The following is a 16,876-nucleotide window of genomic DNA, read 5'->3' on the forward strand; positions in this document are numbered from 1 at the left end:
GCCTCGATCACCTGTCGGCGCGAGCGGTGGTCCTGAAGCGACCTGAAGCCGACCTGACGCCGACAGGCTTCAGTCCCCGGTGGTGAGTTCGAACGGCGCGTGCAGGATCTGCGAGTGGACGCGGTTCCCCGTGCGGTAGGTGAACCGGCAGCCCTCGGCCTTGCCCGAGACCGGAGAGGCGACAGCCTCGGCCCGCACCAGGTAGTAGATCGGGCTCTCCTCCCCGGGGGCGATAGGCACGGGTTCCTTCGAGTAGTCCCGGACCAGGTCGGGGTCTTCGACGAAGGACTTGTCGTACATCGCCAGCGCCATCCCGTGCGTGGCAGAGCGCTTGGCGGCTCTGACCTCGCCCGTCCTCCAGTGCGCCGGCGCACCCACCAGCTCCGCCTCGAGCACCTCGACCGGCAGGTCCGACGTGTTCTCGAGCGAGGGGCAGGCGAACCAGTAGCCCTTGCCGGGTGTGGCGTGATGGAAGCCGGCAACGCCTCCCCAGTCGTTCTCCAGCGCGTGCCCCCGTGCCGTGGCCGCGGACGCACTCACTCCCCAGCCCATCATCATCACCGCGGCCCCCGCCGCGATCAGCCGTGCTCTCATCCCGCCCCCTGCGACCGTGCGTACGAGCCGGTGCCCGTGACCGGAGTGGAGCACACGATGAACCCCCTGGTCGACCCCGCTTGAGCAGAACCAGAGGTTGCCGGCCGCGCCGGGGGGGGGACCGCCCTCACCTGCCATGCTCCGGCGGGGAGGGAGACCGGATTCCCGGCGAACCGGTGGAGTCCGGCCCGGCTCGGAACCGTTCCCCCCGATCCTGCGTGACCTCTTGTGGTGTTGCCGAGGCGATCTGAGGGGACCGGATGAAGGCGCGGGCGTGGGTGAGTGCGGCGGTATCGGCATGTGTGGTGCTGGTGGCGTGCGCGTGCGGTCCGGAGAGTTCGAAGGAGGACCCCGCCGCGAAGCCGTCGCAGCCGTCCACGTCGCCGTCGGTCAAGGCCCCGTCCTCCACGCCGTCCGCATCCGCGCCGACCGAGAAGCCTTCGGCCACCCCGACCGGCGACCAGCCCGGCCCCAGGACGAAGGCCGGCGCGATCCAGCGCTACGAGAAGTACCTCCACGCACTGGGCCGCGAGGACATCGACACGGTCTGCGAAGTGGCCGCGCCCGCCGCGAAGAAGGCAGAGGACCAAGGGCTCGGCCCGTGCACGTCGACGTACGCCACCGTGTTCCAGATGATCTCGCCCGCGCAGAAGAAGGCCCTGCAGACCGCGACAGTCGACCCGCAGCGGGTCGCGGTGCGCACGCCCGACAAGATCGAGATGCCGGTGGAATCGGTCAGGTCCTCGGCCACCTTCTCCGAGAGCGACCTCGGCAGCTACACATTCGAGTACCTCAAGAACGACTGGTACATCACCGACTGACTGAGCATCGAGCGATCCACTGCATGAGCCCGGTCGGCAGGGGCCCTCCGCGCCCCGTGCGCGAACCGGATCTCGCAGCATCCGAACGTCACAGACCGAGCCGGCGTTCTCGTAGACTTCCGGCCGCGTCCGCTCCCGGCACGGAAACGGTTGTCGTCACCCGACCAGAGCGTGGCGACCGCGCTTCTGCCAGAGGGCCGATCAGGTTCTTTCGGCCCCACCAGGTGGCGGGCTCCTCTCACTCGTGGCAGTCCTGGTGCGTAGGTCTCGGAGGCACGTCGGCACGTTCGCCGCGAGAGCCGCAAGGGGGTGCGTGCCTCCGCCACGAGCTGATGCGCGCGGCTCACGCAGAGAGGGATTCGGACATGTGCACGCGGATTCTGTGGAACACCAACGACCACGCCGTTCTTGCCGGCCGGACGATGGACTGGCCGGAGTCGACCGAACCGGTGCTGACCGTCTTCCCCCGAGGGATCAAGCGCAACGGCGGCATGCTGGGGAGCACCACTGTCGTCGATGACAACCCCCTCTTGTGGACCAGCAGGTTCGGCAGCCTCGTGACGACCCTCTACGGCGCCGGAACAGCCGACGGCCTCAACGAAGCCGGCCTCGCAGCTCACATGCTGTACTTGGACAGCACCGACCTCGGCCCCCGCGACCCCAGTGAGCCGGGTCTTCAGATCGCCCTGTGGATCCAGTACCTGCTGGACCGCGCTCCCTCCGTGACGGAGGCCCTGGACCTGCTCGACACCTGCCAGTTGGCGCCGGTCGAGATGCACGGCTTCTCGGCCACGGTGCATGTGGCTCTGGAGGACGCGTCGGGAGACTCCGCGATCATCGAGTACATCGCGGGACGACGGCAGGTGCACCACGACCGCAGCTACACGATCATGACGAACGCGCCCGCCTACGACGAACAACTCCGCCTGTTGCAGGAGCAGGTGGACACCGTGCGGGGACTCGGCCATGACAAGCCCAGCAGCGAAGTCCCCCTGCCCGGAAACGTCAACCCGGTCGACCGCTTCCAGCGTGCCGCCTACTTCAGCGCTCTGCTGCCCGAGCCGGCCGACGACCGGCAGGCCGTCGCCGGCATCCTGGCCGTCACTCGCAACGCCTCGGTGCCCTTCGGCGCGCCGTATCGCGAGGGCAGGTTCCGGACCTACAACACCGAGTACCGCACCGTCTGCGACCTGACCAGCAAGCGGTACTTCTTCGAACTGGCCACCAGTCCCAACCTCCTGTGGGCCGAGCTCGAACGCTTCGACCTCTCGCCCGGCGCTCCCGTCATGACGCTGCATCCCGACGGGATCGATCTCGTCGGGGATGTCTCGGACGGATTCGCGCAATCGCCCGCGCCGTTCTGAGGGCGGGGAGCGGGGCGCCGAGCCCATCGGCAGCCGAGTGCTCACGTCACCGCGAAACGAATCCCCGTGAGGTCGCGTCCGCCCGGGCCGGGTGGGTCAGTCGTACGGGACCACGGCCACAGGGCACGGGGCGTGATGCATGGCGGCGTGGGTGACCGGGCCGGTGTGGCCGAAGCGGCTGTCGCGGCGGTGCCGGCCGAGGACGAGGAGTTCCGCCTCCTTCGCCGCCCGCAGGAGGCGGGGGGCGGGTCGCCCCTGGGACGCGGTCGCTGTGACGGTGAGATCGGGGTACTTCTCGTGCAGCTGCCTGGCTGCGGCGACCAAGGTCTTCTCGCGTTCGGCCTGCAGTTCAGGCCCGCTGCGTCGCCCGGTGCCCACCGCGTAGGGACCGGGGGCGCTGTAAGCATGGATGAGGTGCAGGTCGGCGCCTCGCAATCGCGCCTCCTCGAAAGCGAACGCAACCACGTCGTCGCACGGGCGGTCGAAGTCGATACCGACGACGACCTCGCGGGGGGATGCGGCGGCACCGGCGCCCTTGGGGTCCTGGTGCCCGGCGCGCACGAGGACGACGGGTCCCTCCGCCCGGGCGATGACGTGCAAGGCGACCGAGCCCACGAGGTACCCGGCGAATCCACTGATCCCGCGGGTGCCGAGGACCAGGAGCGCCGACTGCCCCGATGCGTCGTGCAGGGCCTTGACGGGTGACTGGGAGACCTGCTGGTCGACGATGGAGAGATCCGGGTGGAGGGCACGGACGTGGTCCACGGCCTCACGGAGCATCTGGTCGGCCCAGTCGTGCTGACTGGTGCCGGCCGGCACCGCGACCGTCGGATGCGGTGACCACTCCCAGGCGTGGACGATGTGGAGCGGCGCGTTACGCAGCAAAGCCTCGTTCGCCGCCCAGGACGCGGCGGAGAGGCTCTCGGGGGATCCGTCCACTCCGACAGTGACCGGTCGGAGCATGGTGAGCACCTCCTGTGCTGAGACACAAGCCCCGTAGGTGGGCCCGCGAGACATGTTCGGGCGGGCCACGTCTCACCGCGGGTACCTGTGTCGGTGGCTCGCGGAAGGCGAACTCCCGTGCGCCAAAGGATGGTTCACGGATTTCCCACGGCTGGGCGCACAGCGCGGCCGCAGGACAGCGAACCGCGCAGGTTGCCATCACTGAGCGCAGCCCGCGCATCGTGTGGGTGCGACCTCCACAGCATGACGACCACGACAGTGGTCCCGCGCGGCCTCGCCACCTCTCCCGACCAGGTTCTCAAAGCTCGGGCCGGGCGGCATCCCGAGGTGGTGATCCCATGCCGCACACGTAAGGGTCAGCCGGCTGTCCCCTCGAAACGCCGCACCTCGCCTGCGCGCCGCGTCTCCAGCAGACGCAGCCACACTTCGCTGATGGTCGGGAAGGCCGGCACGGCATGCCACAGGCGCTCCACCGGAACCTCGCTGGTGATCGCGACGGTTGCCGAGAACAGCAGTTCCGTGACTCCGGCGCCGACGAAGGTCGCTCCCAGAATATTGCCGCGATCCAGGTCCACGAGGATGCGCGCTTTCCCTCGATAGTCATCAGCGTATTGGCGGGCTCCCGCCACATTCCCGATGTCGTAGTCCACCAATTCGAATCGGCGCCCAGCACGTTCCGCCTCGCGTGCGGTCAAGCCGACGCCGGCCACCTCCGGATCCGTGAAGACGACCTGTGGGACGGCAGCGCTGTCGGCGGTGGAGGCGTGAGCGCCCCACCTGGCATCGTCCAGCGTGCCGCCCGTGGCGCGGGCACCGATGATGGCGCCGGCGATTCGCGCCTGGTACTTGCTCTGGTGGGTCATCAGAGCGCGGTGGTTCACATCCCCGGCGGCGTAGAGCCACCCGCCGTCGACCGCGGGCACCTGGAAGGTGTCGTCCACCGCCAACCAGTCACCCGGCTCGAGTCCCACCGTCTCCATGCCGATGTCGCCCGTGCGGGGCACACGACCCACGGCGACCAGGACCTCGTCCGCCGTGAGATTCCCTCCGTCCGCCAGTTCGATGTGCACGTCACGGCCGGTGCGCGTGACGCGAGACGCCGAGGTGCCCAGCCGGATGTCGACGCCCGCCTCCCGCAGCCCGTCGGCGACCATGTCCCCGGCGAACGGTTCCATACGGGGCAGGAGCCCCGAGGTGCCTCGTACCAGCATGGTGACCTGTGAGCCCAGCGCTTGCCATGCGGCAGCCATTTCGACTGCCACCACTCCCCCGCCGATCACGACGAGGCGTTCCGGAACTTCCTTGGAGCTGGTCGCGTCGCGGCTGGTCCAGGGACGGATGTCGCTGAGCCCCGGCAGGTCGGGCATGGCCGCATCGGTGCCGGTGCATACGGCCACGGCATGTCGGGCGGCGAGCCGGACATTCTCCCCCTCGGGCGTTCGGACCGTCACCTGCCGCGGGCCGTCCAGCCGGCCGAATCCGCGCACCAGGTCGACGGACACGGAGTTCAGCCAGTCCACCTGGTCGTCGTCCTGCCAGTAGTTCGCCATCTTGTCGCGGTGGGCCAGGGCAACCGCGGCGTCCAGGGGCCCGCTCACGGCCTCGCTCAGAGCCGGGACACGGCGGGCTTCGGCGCGGGCCGTCATCGGCCGGAGTAGGGCCTTGCTGGGTTCGCACGCCCAGAACGAGCATTCGCCACCCAGAAGTTCACTCTCCACAATCACCGTGGTGAGCCCGGCATCACTGGTGCGTTCCGCCAGATTCTCGCCGCACGGACCGGCGCCGAGAACGATCACGTCATACGTGCGCGGAGCTTCGCTCATCATTACCCCCATGACTCATCTGGTTCCGCATACGGCCGTGTCGGGGGGCACGTGAGCCAGGGGAAGGCCGCTCTCGGGCCGGCCGCGGGTTCGGGAGGGCAGTCATCAGATCCACTGCGGATCCGGGTGGGGCAATTCGCGCGTCAGGCCACCAGGTCAGAAGCCTCACACCCGAAGCCCCACTCCCCCACTGTCCACCCTTTCGAACATGACCGCATTTTGCTCTGGCGATGATCACCAGCTGTGGTGGCTGCGGCAGGGATGGAGTCGGATCCTGCTTGCCTGCCGGAAATGGGTACCGCGCCCGATGGTGCCGGTGCAAGGCCGCGTGTGACGGTGGCATGGACCCCGACCCCCGGTCCCCCGGAAGGAGGAGTCATGACGCAATCCGGCACCGATTCACTGAACGATCCTGAGGCGCAGCGGCGACGAAGCGCCCCTCGGTTCGCCCGTCCTCTTCCAGCATCCGGCCCACGCCGATCCCGTCGACGCCGAGGTCCGGCCTGGGCCCTTCTCGCCCTCTCTTCGGCGATGGTGATCGCGGGCATGCTGCTGCCGCAAGGGCTGCTCCTCGCATCGGGACTGGTGACCGCGGGGGTGGCGACGCATCTGCTCGCGGTGCCGGACACCGCCGGACGCCCCCTGCACGCGCCGGCGCGTCGATCCCTTGCCGACCCTGATGACCGGGAGGCCTGACGGGCCCCCGAACAAGGAGGACGTATCCGCTCCCCTCCGTCTCGACAGGCCACGTCCACCACAGAGCGGAAGGTGGTGACCCGTGGGACACGCTGACACCCTGCTCGCCATGGGTGGTGCCTTCCTGGCCGCCGCCGTTTTCGCCCGCCTCGGCAGACGCATCGGCCTGCCGACCATCCCGCTGTTCATACTCGCCGGCATTCTGCTCGGCCCGCACACCCCGGGCATCGTCCTGGTCGAGGACGCGCACGACTTCGAGATGCTGTCCGCGCTCGGGTTGGTACTCCTGCTGTTCTACCTGGGTCTGGAATTCCAGCTCGACGACCTCAGGAGCGGCGGCAGAAGGCTGCTCGCCGCCGGCGGAATCTATCTCGCGCTGAACGTCGGCGCGGGCCTGGGCTTCGGGTTCGCCCTGGGCTGGGGTGCGAGGGAGGCCCTGGTCCTGTCCGGAGTGCTGGGCATCTCGTCGTCCGCGATCGTCACCAAGATCCTCGTTGATCTCGGTCGCATCGCTCGACCCGAGACCCGTTTGATTCTGGGCGTCACCGTCGTCGAGGACATCTTCCTCGCCCTGTACCTCGCCGCTCTCCAGCCCGTCATCAGCGGCGCCGAGGGCGTCACGGAAACGGTTGTTCAGGCGGCCAAGGCGTTCGGCTTCCTCATGGTTCTGGCCATCGCGGCCCGCTACGGCACCCGCCTGATCGGGCGTCTGATCGACGTACGGGACAACGAACTGCTGGTCGTCAGTTTCCTCGGTGCCGCGATTCTCGTCGCCGGAGTCTCCGAGGTCCTCGGGGTGGTCGACGCGATCGGTGCCTTCATGGTGGGCCTGATCCTCGCCGGAACCCCGTCCGGCCCCCGAATCCGCGCGTTGGTGCATCCGCTGCGCGACGCCTTCGCCGCGATCTTCTTCTTCGCCTTCGGGCTGGCCATCAATCCGGCGGACATCGTCTCCGTCGCCGTCCCTGTCGCCGCCGCGGTAACCCTGACCATCGTCATGAATGTGGCCGCGGGGCTGCTGGCGGCGCGCCTGTACCGCTACGGTCCTCACCCCGCGGCGAACATCGCCACCACTCTGCTGGGACGCGGCGAGTTCGCCCTGATTCTGGCCGCCATGGCCGCGAGCGCGGGGCTCGACGGCCGCCTCGCCCCGTTCATCGCCGGCTACGTCCTCGTCCTCGCCGTCCTCAGCCCCATTGCCGCCGGGCGGGCCCAGCTGCTCGCCCGTGCCCTGCGCGCCGCGCACGGCCTCCTGCCCGGCGGCCGAGCGGGCGACCTCACTGCCGCCACCCCGCAGAGGAACGCTGCACCGGACCCGCCCGGCGCCCCCGCTTCCCCTCCCCCGGGCGACACCACACCCTCAGCAGCGTCCGGCCGGCCCGCGGAGACCCAGCGCTAGCGACAGGCGGGCGGAGCACCTGGCGCCGGCCGTCGGCAACGTGCGGCCACGTGCGGGGTGATGTCGGTCAACGGCGCAGGCGCGCCAGTTCGCTGTTCATCTCGGTGAGGAAGCCGGCGACGACCGCGAGTTCTTCGGGACTGAAGCGCGCGCGTGCGGCATCCGTGGCGCGGGCAAGGGGCTGGAAGTAGTCCCGCGCCACCTTCCGGGCCGCATCCTCGTAGTGCAGGTGCACCACCCTGCGGTCGTCGACCGCCCGCACTCTCGTCACATGCCCGGTCTTCTCCAGTCGGTCCAGGCACGCGGTCATGGCTCCCGAGGTGAGGTTCAGGTGCCGGCGCAGCCTGCCCGGCGTCATCGGCCCGTCTTCTTCACCGTCCGCGTCGAGGATGGCGATCAGCGCCTGCACATCGGTGAGATGCAGCCCTTGCGACTGGGCGAACTCCTGGGCGATGCGGTTGAACTCCCCGTTCATGCCCCGAAGATGCACGGCGAACTCCTGCAGCCCGGTCTGGTCGTCTGAGCGAGGGGAAGGCGAGGGGGTGTCTGCGCGGCGCATTCACTCAGGAGAGTCTCTCGATGATTGAGATAGTCGATAACTGACACAATGGAGTGACTGCATGAGGAGCGCGCCGCGCTGGGCACGTTGGCTGGTACCGCTGGCGCTGGTGGTGGTCTGGCTGGGCATCGGCGCCACACTCGGGCCGTACGCGGGACGGCTCGGGGAGGTCGCCACCAACGACCAGGCGGCGTTCCTGCCCCGCAGCGCCGAGTCCACCCGGGTACTCGGGGCCCGCGAGGGTGTTCTGCGGGGGCTCACCACCACGGGCGGCGTGATCACCTCGGCAGGCGTCGTCCTCGCCGCGACCTTCGCCGCCCTCAGCGTGATCCCTCTGGCATTCCTCGTCCAGATCGCCTTCATCGTCGCGTTCGGCGTCCTGCTCGACACCCCCGTGGTCCGCTCGCTGCTCGTACCGGCACTGGTACTCGACATCGGCCCGAAGGCATGGTGGCCGAGCCCACTTGCCCGAAAGTCCCAGCCCGTTGAGGACTCTGAGACCCTTTCACCCCGGTAGGCCCCCTCCAACGGCGCTTCGCCCGGGCACGCGCCGCCTTCCCACGCGCGGAGGGTCAGGACCGCGCGTCGCCGAGAAGGAGTGGCGTACGGCGTCGGAGAGGATCCGGCGTACGTGCCGGGTCGTGTCACAGGCGCGGCGGCTGCTGGCAGGGGACGCAGAACGGCGTGTAGGGCAGGATCTCCAGGCGTTCGGCCGGGATGGGCTCGGCGCAGTACCGGCAGATGCCGTAGGTGCCGTCGTCCACGCGGGCGAGGGCGGCGTCGATCTCCTGGAGAGCTCGCTCGATAGCGCCCTTCTGCCCCGGGATCAGCTCGGCAGTGTCCTGCCCGGCCTTCTCGACGGCCTGGAGCTGCGTCAGCCGGGCGCTGCGTTCGTGTGTCAGGCGCTCGCGGGCCTCGTGCGCCGTCACACGTTCGAGCCGGGGTGCAATGCGGGGATCGTCGAGCGACATGGTGTGTCCTGTCTCGTGATGGAGACCTGAAACGGTCGTCCGTCAGGTCGGTGTGGTGAGGGAGTCCTGCTCGTGGCTGTCCTGATTGCTCTGCTGGAACACCGGCGGCCCTGGCCGGTTGCGACTCGACTGCGGTGCGCGCACGGCAGGAAGGCAGGGCCGGTGGAGCAGTGTCCGGGGAATCACGGCGGGTGTGTCATGCCCTCACCGTGGCCGATGCGTCGGGCACATCCCATCGGGCGCGGTACCCATCTGCGGTCGAGCCGGGGCCTGCGGTGGTGTGGGCAGGCCGGGGTGCGGAAATGGGCATTGGAGCCCATCGACGGATGGGCCGGGTCGAGGTCAGGCTGGCAGCAGGTCGGAGCAGTGGCTGCTTTTCGTGCTCGGGGTGCGCGGTGACCGACAGTGGAGGCAAAGCCGTGTCACGAGAAGAAGGGCGGCATCGAGGTGTCCCTGTTCTGGCGGATCTTCACGCTCAACGCGGTGGTGCTGGGGGTCGCGACCGCGCTGCTGCTGTGGGCTCCGGTGACCGTGTCCGTGCCTGTCCTGCTGACGGAAGCGGTCATTCTGGTGGTCGGCCTGGTCGTCATGCTGATCGCCAACGCAGCGCTGCTGCGGATCGGGCTGGCACCTCTGGGCCGGCTCACGAAGCTCATGACCACGGTCGACCTGCTGCATCCCGGCCGGCGGCTGCCGGCCCACGGCCGGGGCGAGATCGCGGAACTGGTCCGTACGTTCAACGCCATGCTGGAGAGGCTGGAGCACGAGAGGGCGACCAGCAGCGCCCGCGCCCTGCTCGCGCAGGAGGCTGAGCGGCGCCGAATCGCACAGGAGCTCCACGACGAGGTCGGCCAGAGCATGACCGCGATCCTGCTCGGCCTGAAGCGTGCGGCCGACGAGGCGGACGAGCCCCTGCGCGATGAACTGCGCCAGGCCCAGGAGATCACCCGGGAGAGCCTGAACGAGGTACGCCGCCTGGTGCGCCGGCTACGGCCGGGCGTCCTGGAGGATCTCGGCCTGATCAGTGCGCTGACCTCGCTGACCACCGAGTTCGCCACCCACACCGGACTACGTGTCGTACGCGACTTCGAGGCCGGGCTGCCGGCACTCGATCAGCAGACCGAACTCGTGCTGTACCGGGTGGCCCAGGAGGCACTGACCAACGCGGCCCGCCACGCCGAGGCCGGCCGGGTGGAGGTGAAGCTGCACCGCACGGATGGCACGGTGGTGCTTGCTGTGGTGGACGACGGGCGAGGGACGGGGGTCGCGCATGAAGGCGCGGGGATCCGCGGTATGCGCGAACGGGCTCTGCTCATCGGAGCCACCTTGGACATCACGTCCCAGCCGCAGGCCGGCACGGAAGTCCGGCTGACCGTGTCCCTTTCCAGGAAGCAGCGATGACCCCGATCGACCCACCCACCATTCGCATCATCCTCGCCGACGACCATGCGTTGGTACGTCGCGGTGTGCGGCTCATCCTCGACCGGGAGCCGGACCTCGAGGTCGTCGCCGAGGCCGGCGACGGCGCCGAAGCCATCGCCATGGCCCGCAGCCACGAGGCCGACCTGGCCGTGCTGGACATCTCCATGCCCCGGATGACCGGCTTGCAGGCGGCGCGCGAACTGAGCGCCCTCAAGCCCGGCATGCGCGTGCTGATGCTGACCATGCACGACAACGAGCAGTACTTCTTCCAGGCGCTGAAGGCCGGGGCCAGCGGCTACGTGCTCAAGTCCGTGGCGGACCGCGACCTGGTCGCCGCCTGCCGGGCAGCCATGCGCGACGAGCCCTTCCTCTACCCGGGTGCGGTCACCGCCCTGATCCGCAACTACCTGGACCGTGTGCGCCACGGCGAGGAACCGCCCGACCAGGTCCTGACGCCTCGGGAAGAGGAGGTTCTCAAACTCGTCGCCGAGGGCCACTCCTCCAAGGAGATCGCCGAGATGCTCTTCATCAGCATCAAGACGGTCCACCGGCACCGGGCGAATCTCCTCAACAAACTCGGCCTGCGCGACCGGCTGGAGCTCACCCGCTACGCCATCCGCGCCGGCCTCATCGAGCCCTGACGCTGCTCGTCGCCTCCGACTGCCTCGGGGTCCCGGCTGCCCAACTCCCCGGCCGGGGCCTCGAGGCCCCGACAGCCCTCCCGCAGACACCACCACCGCCACCACCGACACGAAGAAGGGGACGGCGCATGACGCGCTGCACGCTCACCGTCCCCCGCCGCGCGGGCGGCCATCGCCCAACTGCGGTGGTCTCCGTGCTGCTTGCCGTGCTGGCCGTCCTCCTGCTCGGTCTGCCGGGACACGCGGACACGTACACCACGCACACGACGCACAGCGCGGTCACGGTCTCCGGAGCCGCACTGGCGGGCAGTGAACCGTGCGCGGATGCAGGGCACGTGAGGGAGTCCTGCGCCGACGCAGGGCACGTGAGGGAGTCTTCCGCCGATCCGGGGCGCGTGAGTGAAGCTTGCGCGGACGCAGGGCACTCGACCGTCTGCGACACCCTGGCCCGCAGCCATCGCGACTCCCCCGGCGAGCGTCCCGCACCTCCGGCCACCACCGCCCTCGCCGCGTCCGACAGCGCCCATGCCCCGTCGGCTCCGCGCCCTCCGCTGTCGGCGGCGAAGCCACGCGCGGATAAGCATGCGGCGGACAACCGCCAGGGGCGAGCACCGCCTCCACCGGCAGCCGTCTGAACGTTCCCCTGTCTGCCGTTGACCGCACCCACATTCCCGGCTGCGGTGTGCCTGCCGGAGGCTCACTTGACCCGCGCCCTGCGCATGCGAGGGCTGCTCGCTCTCGCTGTTGTCGCCCTGTCCCTGTACGCCGCCCTGACGGTGCCCGTCCACCTCGGGCTCGATCTGCGCGGCGGCACCCAGATCGTGCTGGAAACCCGCCCCACCGCCACGGCTGACGCCGACGGCGAAGCCACCGAACGCACCATGGAGGTGCTGCGCGGGCGCATCGACGCGCTTGGCGTCGCCGAACCCACCCTCGCCCGCTCCGGCGACAACCGGATCGTCGTCGAGCTGCCCGGCGTGCAGGACCCCACCGAAGCCGCGAATGTACTCGGCCGCACCGCTCAGCTCACGTTCCATCACGTTCTCGGCGCGGCCACCGGTGCCGGTGACACGGCCCAGCCGTTGCCGAAACGACCCGCCCAACAGGTGCTGCCCGACGAGTCCGGGCAGCTCCTGCGCCTGGCGGCAGACCCGCTGACGGGCAAGGACGTCAAGGAGGCCGCCGCGCGGTTCGACCAACAGGGCGGCGCGGGATGGCATGTGACCGTCGACTTCAAAGGGCACGGTCGCGACGGCTGGGCCCGCCTGACCGGTCAGGCCGCCTGCCACCCTGCGGGGGACGTCTCGCGCAGGGTGGCCATCGTCCTGGACAACAAGATCATCTCCTCGCCCCAGGTCGATCCCTCGGTGTCCTGCGGCTCGGGCATCAGCGGCGGCTCCACGCAGATCAGCGGTTCCTTCACCCCTCGCGAAGCCAAGGAACTCGCCCTGCTCATCAACGGCGGCGCCCTGCCGGTACCGGTGGAAACGGTCGAGCAGCGCACCGTGGGCCCGACCCTCGGCACCCAGGCCATCTCCGCCAGCGCGTGGGCCGCCATCGCAGGCACCACGCTGACCGCGCTGTTCATCATGGCCGTCTACCGCTTCATGGGCGCCCTGGCCGCCGTGGCGCTGGCCTGCTATGGCCTGATCTCCTACGCGGCCCTGGCCACCATCGGCGCCACGCTCACGCTGCCCGGCCTCGCCGGGTTCGTCCTGGCCATCGGCATGGCCGTCGACGCCAACGTCCTCGTCTTCGAACGGGCCCGAGAAGAGTACGCAGCCCGCCAACGGCCCAGCCCGCGTTCGTCTCTGACCGCCGGATTCCGCGGCGCCTTCAGCGCGATCGCCGACTCCAACATCACCACCCTCATCGCGGCCGGCCTGCTGTTCTTCCTCGCCTCCGGACCCGTCCGCGGCTTCGGCGTGACCCTCGGCATCGGTGTGCTCGCCTCCATGTTCAGCGCCCTGGTCGTCACTCGCGCACTCGCCGAACACGCCGCCTCCCGCCCCTGGCTCCGCCGCCGCCCCCGCCTCACGGGCATCGCTCACACCGGCATCGTCCGCGACCGCCTCACCCGCATGAACCCTCACCTGATGCGCCGCCCCCGGTGGTGGCTGGCCGCCTCCGCCGCCGTCCTTGCCCTGGCGGCGTCCGGGATCGCCGTGCGCGGCCTCGAGTTCGGTGTCGAATTCACCGGGGGCCGCCTCATCGAATACACCACCGCCACGGCCGTCGACCCCGACCGCGCCCGCACCGCCCTCGCCGACGCCGGATTCCCCCGCGCCGTCGTCCAGACCTCTGGCGACAATCAACTCACCGTCCGGACCGATCAGTTGAGCAACAAGCAAGCGGCCGCCGTCACCGAAGCCGTCAACACCCTGAGCAAGGCCGACAAGCTCCGCGACGAAACCATCGGCCCCAGCCTGGGCAAGGAACTGCGCCACGGCGCCCTCATCGCGCTCGCCGTCGCCCTCGGCGCCCAACTGCTCTACCTCGCAGCACGCTTCCGGTGGCTGTTCGGAACCACTGCGGTCGCCGCCCTGGCCCACGACGTGGTGATTCTCATCGGCATCTTCGCCTGGCTGGGCAAGCCCGTCGACGGCGTGTTCCTCGCCGCGCTGCTGACCGTCATCGGCTACTCGGTCAACGACTCCGTCGTGGTCTTCGACCGTATGAGAGATCTGAGCCGGCGCGACCGCACGTCGCCCTTCGCGGCCATTGCCAACCGAGCGCTCCTGCAGACCCTGCCCCGTACCGTCAACACAGGCATGGGCGCCGCCTTCATCCTCACCGCCCTGGTCGTCCTCGGCGGCGACTCTCTCACCGACTTCGCCCTTGCCCTGCTCATCGGCCTCGCCGTGGGCACGTACTCATCCATGTTCACGGCCACGCCGCTCGCCATCGAACTGCACAAGCGGGTCTAGGACTTGGCCGGAGCCGCCGAAGGGGCGGGGGACGAGGCAGCCGCTCCCCCGCCCCGGGACGTCGGCGGGGCCGAGACCGGCTGGGCGTTTTCTGCTGATCAGCTCACGGGAAGGTGGTCCACCGACAGGCTGCCTGCTGCCATGCGGCTTCCCATGACCGCATACGGCGCTGGTCGAGGACGCGTACGGTGAGGCGGTAGGCGAGGGCGCCGGCAACGATCACCGTGAGGGTGGCGACGATGCCGGAGCCGACCGCGCGGTTGCGGATCTCCTCCGGCTGCATGGGTGGTTCGGTGAGTGTTCCTTCGGCACTGCTCCACACCCGCACGCGGTTCCCGGCGAGAAGTCCTGGGGTGACGTCGGTGGTGGCGGTGCGCGGACGGCCGTCCGGTGCTGTGTAGCGGACCTCGGCCGGGTACTGCGCTTCTCTGGCCTCCGCCGAGCCGGGCTCCGGGTGGCGGGCCACGTCCGCGACGAGCACCGCTGTGATGTGGTGCCGAGTGCGAGCCTGCTCACGAGCGACGGCGGTGAACCTGTCGTGGACGATCGTTCCGACTGCCCACGCGGCGACGGGGGCGGTGATCCCCACGGTGACGGCGAGGACGAGGCCGATCCACGCCTGGAGCAGATCGCTGGCCCGCCGCAGCGGGTTACGTCGCCACCGCCACCAGCGGTCGGTGTCTACGGGCGGCGGCTGAGCTCGCGGGATGGGGTCGTACACGATGCCTCCAACCAATCGGTGTGCGGCCGGCCACCGGCTGTCGCGGGGCGTGGAGCCACGTGGACGGCCGGTGGGCAGCTCAGGACGCCCAGCCCCCGGTGAGCGCGGGCAGCGAGGCTGTTCGGGGGTGGTGGCCCGGGGGTGCGTCAGGGTGCCGTCGGCCCTCCGGACACGGATGGGGCACTGCCCCGGTCGACGAGGGCCGCGGGGCAGTGCCGGGAAGGCGGTTACGGCCGGCGGCGATCAGGGCCGGTCATGAGCGGACCTCCCTGGCCTGATGGCAACGCCCGCAGTAGCGCGCCTGCGGCACGACATGCAGCCGCGCCGGCTCCGTGGGGCGCCGACAGTGCTCACAGATTCCGTACGTGCCCTGTTCCATTCGCTCGATGGCGGCCTCGATGTCGGCGAGGACCATGCGCGCCGAGGCGCACAGCTTGGTGTGCACCTCCAGCTGAGCCACCGCGGCCTGTTCGCGGGCACGCCGGGCCCGGGCAGGAACACCGTGCCAGAGCCGCACGAGTTGATCCAGTCGAAAGGCACGCTGCTCGTCGAGGTTCTCGCGCAGTGCGGCCAGTTCGGCGGTGCCCAAGCCTGCGTTGGCGTCGGCAACACGCCCGCGGGCGGCTTCATCCCGCCGGCATGCCTCGGGCACGCCGACAGGACCGACAGCGGAGACGGCACGGGCAGCGGAGTCCAGCGACATCACGGAAACACTCCCTTCCCCACAACACCGACGAGGGAGGCGCCGCGTCCACAGGCGCTCTCCCTTTCGCCCTCCACCCTCGCGGAACGGACCGCGGAAGCCCATCGGGCGCAGACCCCATTTCGTCGGGGACGCACGGTGCAGGGCCGACATTCCCGGGCGACGCCGGCTACTGGATGCTCCAGTGGTGGATGTTTCGCTCCGTCACGCAACCCCGACCGAGGTCCCCGTGGGCCGATCCGGCGAGCTGAACGTCTTCCTGTGCCCTGCCGTTCCCGGCCATCCGCCGCCAGGAGCCGTCGGCCGCCACGCTGCCGTGAGCGTCAGCGGAGCCGCCGCGGGGCACCTGCCTGGCGCACTCGGCGAGGGCGCCCCGGCATTGTCCGTCCGGGCAGCAGTCAGGAAGCGGCAGAGGCTGCGGGGGCGGTCGACGTGGACGCCTCCCAGGCGAATCCGTCAGGGTCGGTGAAAGGGCCGATGGTGCTGCCGAGGACGATGCGGTGCGAACCGGTGCCGTCGGCGGGCACGCCGAGGTCTTTGGCCAGGCCGCGGCGCTTGTAGAGCGCCAGCTTGACGGGGCTGGAGGCGTCCGAGGCGAACTCGACGTACTTGCCGCCGAAGCTCTTTGCGACGGTCAGGCCCCGACCGACGTAGAACTGCTTGCTGGCCTTCACGTCCTCGACGCCGAGCAGCAGGACGAATTCGTCGATCTCGCGGGTGGCCGGGCCGGTGTCCTTCTTCGCCGAGGTCGCGACCTTCCAGGTCGTACCGTCCGGTGCCTGCACAACGCCGCCGTAGCCCCACAGCGACTTCGCGGCGGGCTTGAGCACCGTGGCACCGGCGTCCAGGGCGGCGCCCAGGAAGCTGTCGACCGTGGCCGGCCCGGACACCGTGAGCGCCAGGGTGAAGCCGCGGAATCCGGTGGACTGCGCCTCGGACGCCCGCAGGCGTACGTACGAATCCACTCCGAAGGCGGTGTGGAAGCGGTGGGCGGCCTCGGCGTCGGCCACCTCGAGGGTGACGGACGCGATGGACGTGGTCGATGCGTTGTTTGCCATGGCCATCACGCTATGGGCTGCTCGGCGGCAGGGCTTCTCGATTCCTGACCGGACTGGTTTGGCTGCGGCCGAACCCCTCGCGGATCCGCCGTATCGAACTCCCCGCACCGGTCTCGTCACCTGGGTCGCCACCTGCGCAGGCACACCCCTCCACCGTGCCCGCCGGCTCCGTATCACCGGCTGCGCCCCGCCCATGGGGCACAACCGCGGGGTG

At 70.0% G+C, this 16,876-nt stretch carries 15 protein-coding genes and 1 pseudogene; 8 read left to right on the forward strand and 8 right to left on the reverse strand.

Annotated elements, in window-relative coordinates; translation table 11 throughout:
• Positions 1-69: 69 nt before the first annotated feature.
• Positions 70-594, reverse strand: coding sequence for a hypothetical protein (locus ACFWU3_RS06770; RefSeq protein WP_384432202.1), 525 nt, complete (start codon positions 592-594; stop codon positions 70-72).
• Between the two features lie 278 nt (positions 595-872).
• Here ACFWU3_RS06770 and ACFWU3_RS06775 point away from each other — a divergent pair, with 278 nt between their 5' ends.
• Together ACFWU3_RS06775 and ACFWU3_RS06780 are read left to right on the forward strand one after the other, a co-directional pair.
• Positions 873-1,415, forward strand: coding sequence for a hypothetical protein (locus ACFWU3_RS06775; protein ID WP_384432205.1), 543 nt, complete (start codon positions 873-875; stop codon positions 1,413-1,415).
• Between the two features lie 365 nt (positions 1,416-1,780).
• Positions 1,781-2,779, forward strand: coding sequence for a linear amide C-N hydrolase (locus tag ACFWU3_RS06780; RefSeq protein WP_384432208.1), 999 nt, complete (start codon positions 1,781-1,783; stop codon positions 2,777-2,779).
• Between the two features lie 96 nt (positions 2,780-2,875).
• Here ACFWU3_RS06780 and ACFWU3_RS06785 read toward each other — a convergent pair whose 3' ends face one another.
• On the reverse strand, positions 2,876-3,742 hold the full coding sequence (locus ACFWU3_RS06785) for a universal stress protein (protein ID WP_384432211.1): 867 nt from the start codon (positions 3,740-3,742) through the stop codon (positions 2,876-2,878).
• Positions 3,743-4,098: 356 nt separating this feature from the next.
• Positions 4,099-5,565: a dihydrolipoyl dehydrogenase family protein gene (locus ACFWU3_RS06790; protein ID WP_384432213.1), complete on the reverse strand. Its 1,467-nt coding sequence runs from the start codon at positions 5,563-5,565 to the stop codon at positions 4,099-4,101.
• Between the two features lie 531 nt (positions 5,566-6,096).
• On the opposite strand from ACFWU3_RS06790, the gene ACFWU3_RS06795 reads away from it, so the two are divergent.
• Complete coding sequence (locus ACFWU3_RS06795; protein WP_384432216.1) at positions 6,097-6,261, forward strand: hypothetical protein; 165 nt, start codon at positions 6,097-6,099, stop codon at positions 6,259-6,261.
• A gap of 82 nt (positions 6,262-6,343) precedes the next feature.
• On the forward strand, positions 6,344-7,660 hold the full coding sequence (locus ACFWU3_RS06800) for a cation:proton antiporter (RefSeq protein ID WP_384432219.1): 1,317 nt from the start codon (positions 6,344-6,346) through the stop codon (positions 7,658-7,660).
• A gap of 67 nt (positions 7,661-7,727) precedes the next feature.
• Here ACFWU3_RS06800 and ACFWU3_RS06805 read toward each other — a convergent pair whose 3' ends face one another.
• Positions 7,728-8,219: a MarR family winged helix-turn-helix transcriptional regulator gene (locus ACFWU3_RS06805; RefSeq protein WP_384432221.1), complete on the reverse strand. Its 492-nt coding sequence runs from the start codon at positions 8,217-8,219 to the stop codon at positions 7,728-7,730.
• Positions 8,220-8,448: 229 nt separating this feature from the next.
• Between ACFWU3_RS06805 and ACFWU3_RS06810 the strand changes: the two are divergent.
• Positions 8,449-8,736, forward strand: a pseudogene (locus ACFWU3_RS06810) (MMPL family transporter); the annotation flags it as partial.
• A 127-nt stretch (positions 8,737-8,863) separates the two neighbouring features.
• Here ACFWU3_RS06810 and ACFWU3_RS06815 read toward each other — a convergent pair.
• On the reverse strand, positions 8,864-9,190 hold the full coding sequence (locus ACFWU3_RS06815; RefSeq protein WP_384432223.1) for a TraR/DksA C4-type zinc finger protein: 327 nt from the start codon (positions 9,188-9,190) through the stop codon (positions 8,864-8,866).
• 447 nt (positions 9,191-9,637) lie between these two features.
• Here ACFWU3_RS06815 and ACFWU3_RS06820 point away from each other — a divergent pair, with 447 nt between their 5' ends.
• The 3 genes from ACFWU3_RS06820 to secD all read left to right on the forward strand — a co-directional run bounded on the left by ACFWU3_RS06820 (position 9,638) and on the right by secD (position 14,180).
• Positions 9,638-10,591, forward strand: coding sequence for a histidine kinase (locus ACFWU3_RS06820; RefSeq protein WP_384432422.1), 954 nt, complete (start codon positions 9,638-9,640; stop codon positions 10,589-10,591).
• Positions 10,588-11,253, forward strand: a complete 666-nt coding sequence (locus tag ACFWU3_RS06825) for a response regulator (protein WP_384432226.1) — start codon at positions 10,588-10,590, stop codon at positions 11,251-11,253. Before ACFWU3_RS06820 ends, ACFWU3_RS06825 begins: the two co-directional genes overlap by 4 nt.
• 719 nt (positions 11,254-11,972) lie before the next feature.
• The gene (secD, locus tag ACFWU3_RS06830) at positions 11,973-14,180 is read left to right on the forward strand and encodes a protein translocase subunit SecD (RefSeq protein ID WP_384432425.1); all 2,208 of its coding nucleotides are present in this window, start codon (positions 11,973-11,975) and stop codon (positions 14,178-14,180) included.
• A gap of 103 nt (positions 14,181-14,283) precedes the next feature.
• Here the strand turns inward: secD and ACFWU3_RS06835 are convergent, their stop codons facing one another.
• The 3 genes from ACFWU3_RS06835 to ACFWU3_RS06845 all read right to left on the reverse strand — a co-directional run bounded on the left by ACFWU3_RS06835 (position 14,284) and on the right by ACFWU3_RS06845 (position 16,662).
• Entirely contained in the window at positions 14,284-14,901 is a 618-nt protein-coding gene (locus tag ACFWU3_RS06835) for a hypothetical protein (RefSeq protein ID WP_384432228.1), read from the reverse strand.
• A gap of 253 nt (positions 14,902-15,154) precedes the next feature.
• Complete coding sequence (locus ACFWU3_RS06840; RefSeq protein WP_384432428.1) at positions 15,155-15,604, reverse strand: TraR/DksA family transcriptional regulator; 450 nt, start codon at positions 15,602-15,604, stop codon at positions 15,155-15,157.
• Positions 15,605-16,002: 398 nt separating this feature from the next.
• Positions 16,003-16,662 carry a glyoxalase gene (locus ACFWU3_RS06845; protein ID WP_384432230.1) on the reverse strand — a complete coding sequence of 220 codons (660 nt, stop codon included), beginning with the start codon at positions 16,660-16,662 and terminating at the stop codon, positions 16,003-16,005.
• Positions 16,663-16,876: the final 214 nt, after the last annotated feature.

The organism is Streptomyces sp. NPDC058685, assembly GCF_042714725.1.
Lineage (GTDB): Bacteria > Actinomycetota > Actinomycetes > Streptomycetales > Streptomycetaceae > Streptomyces.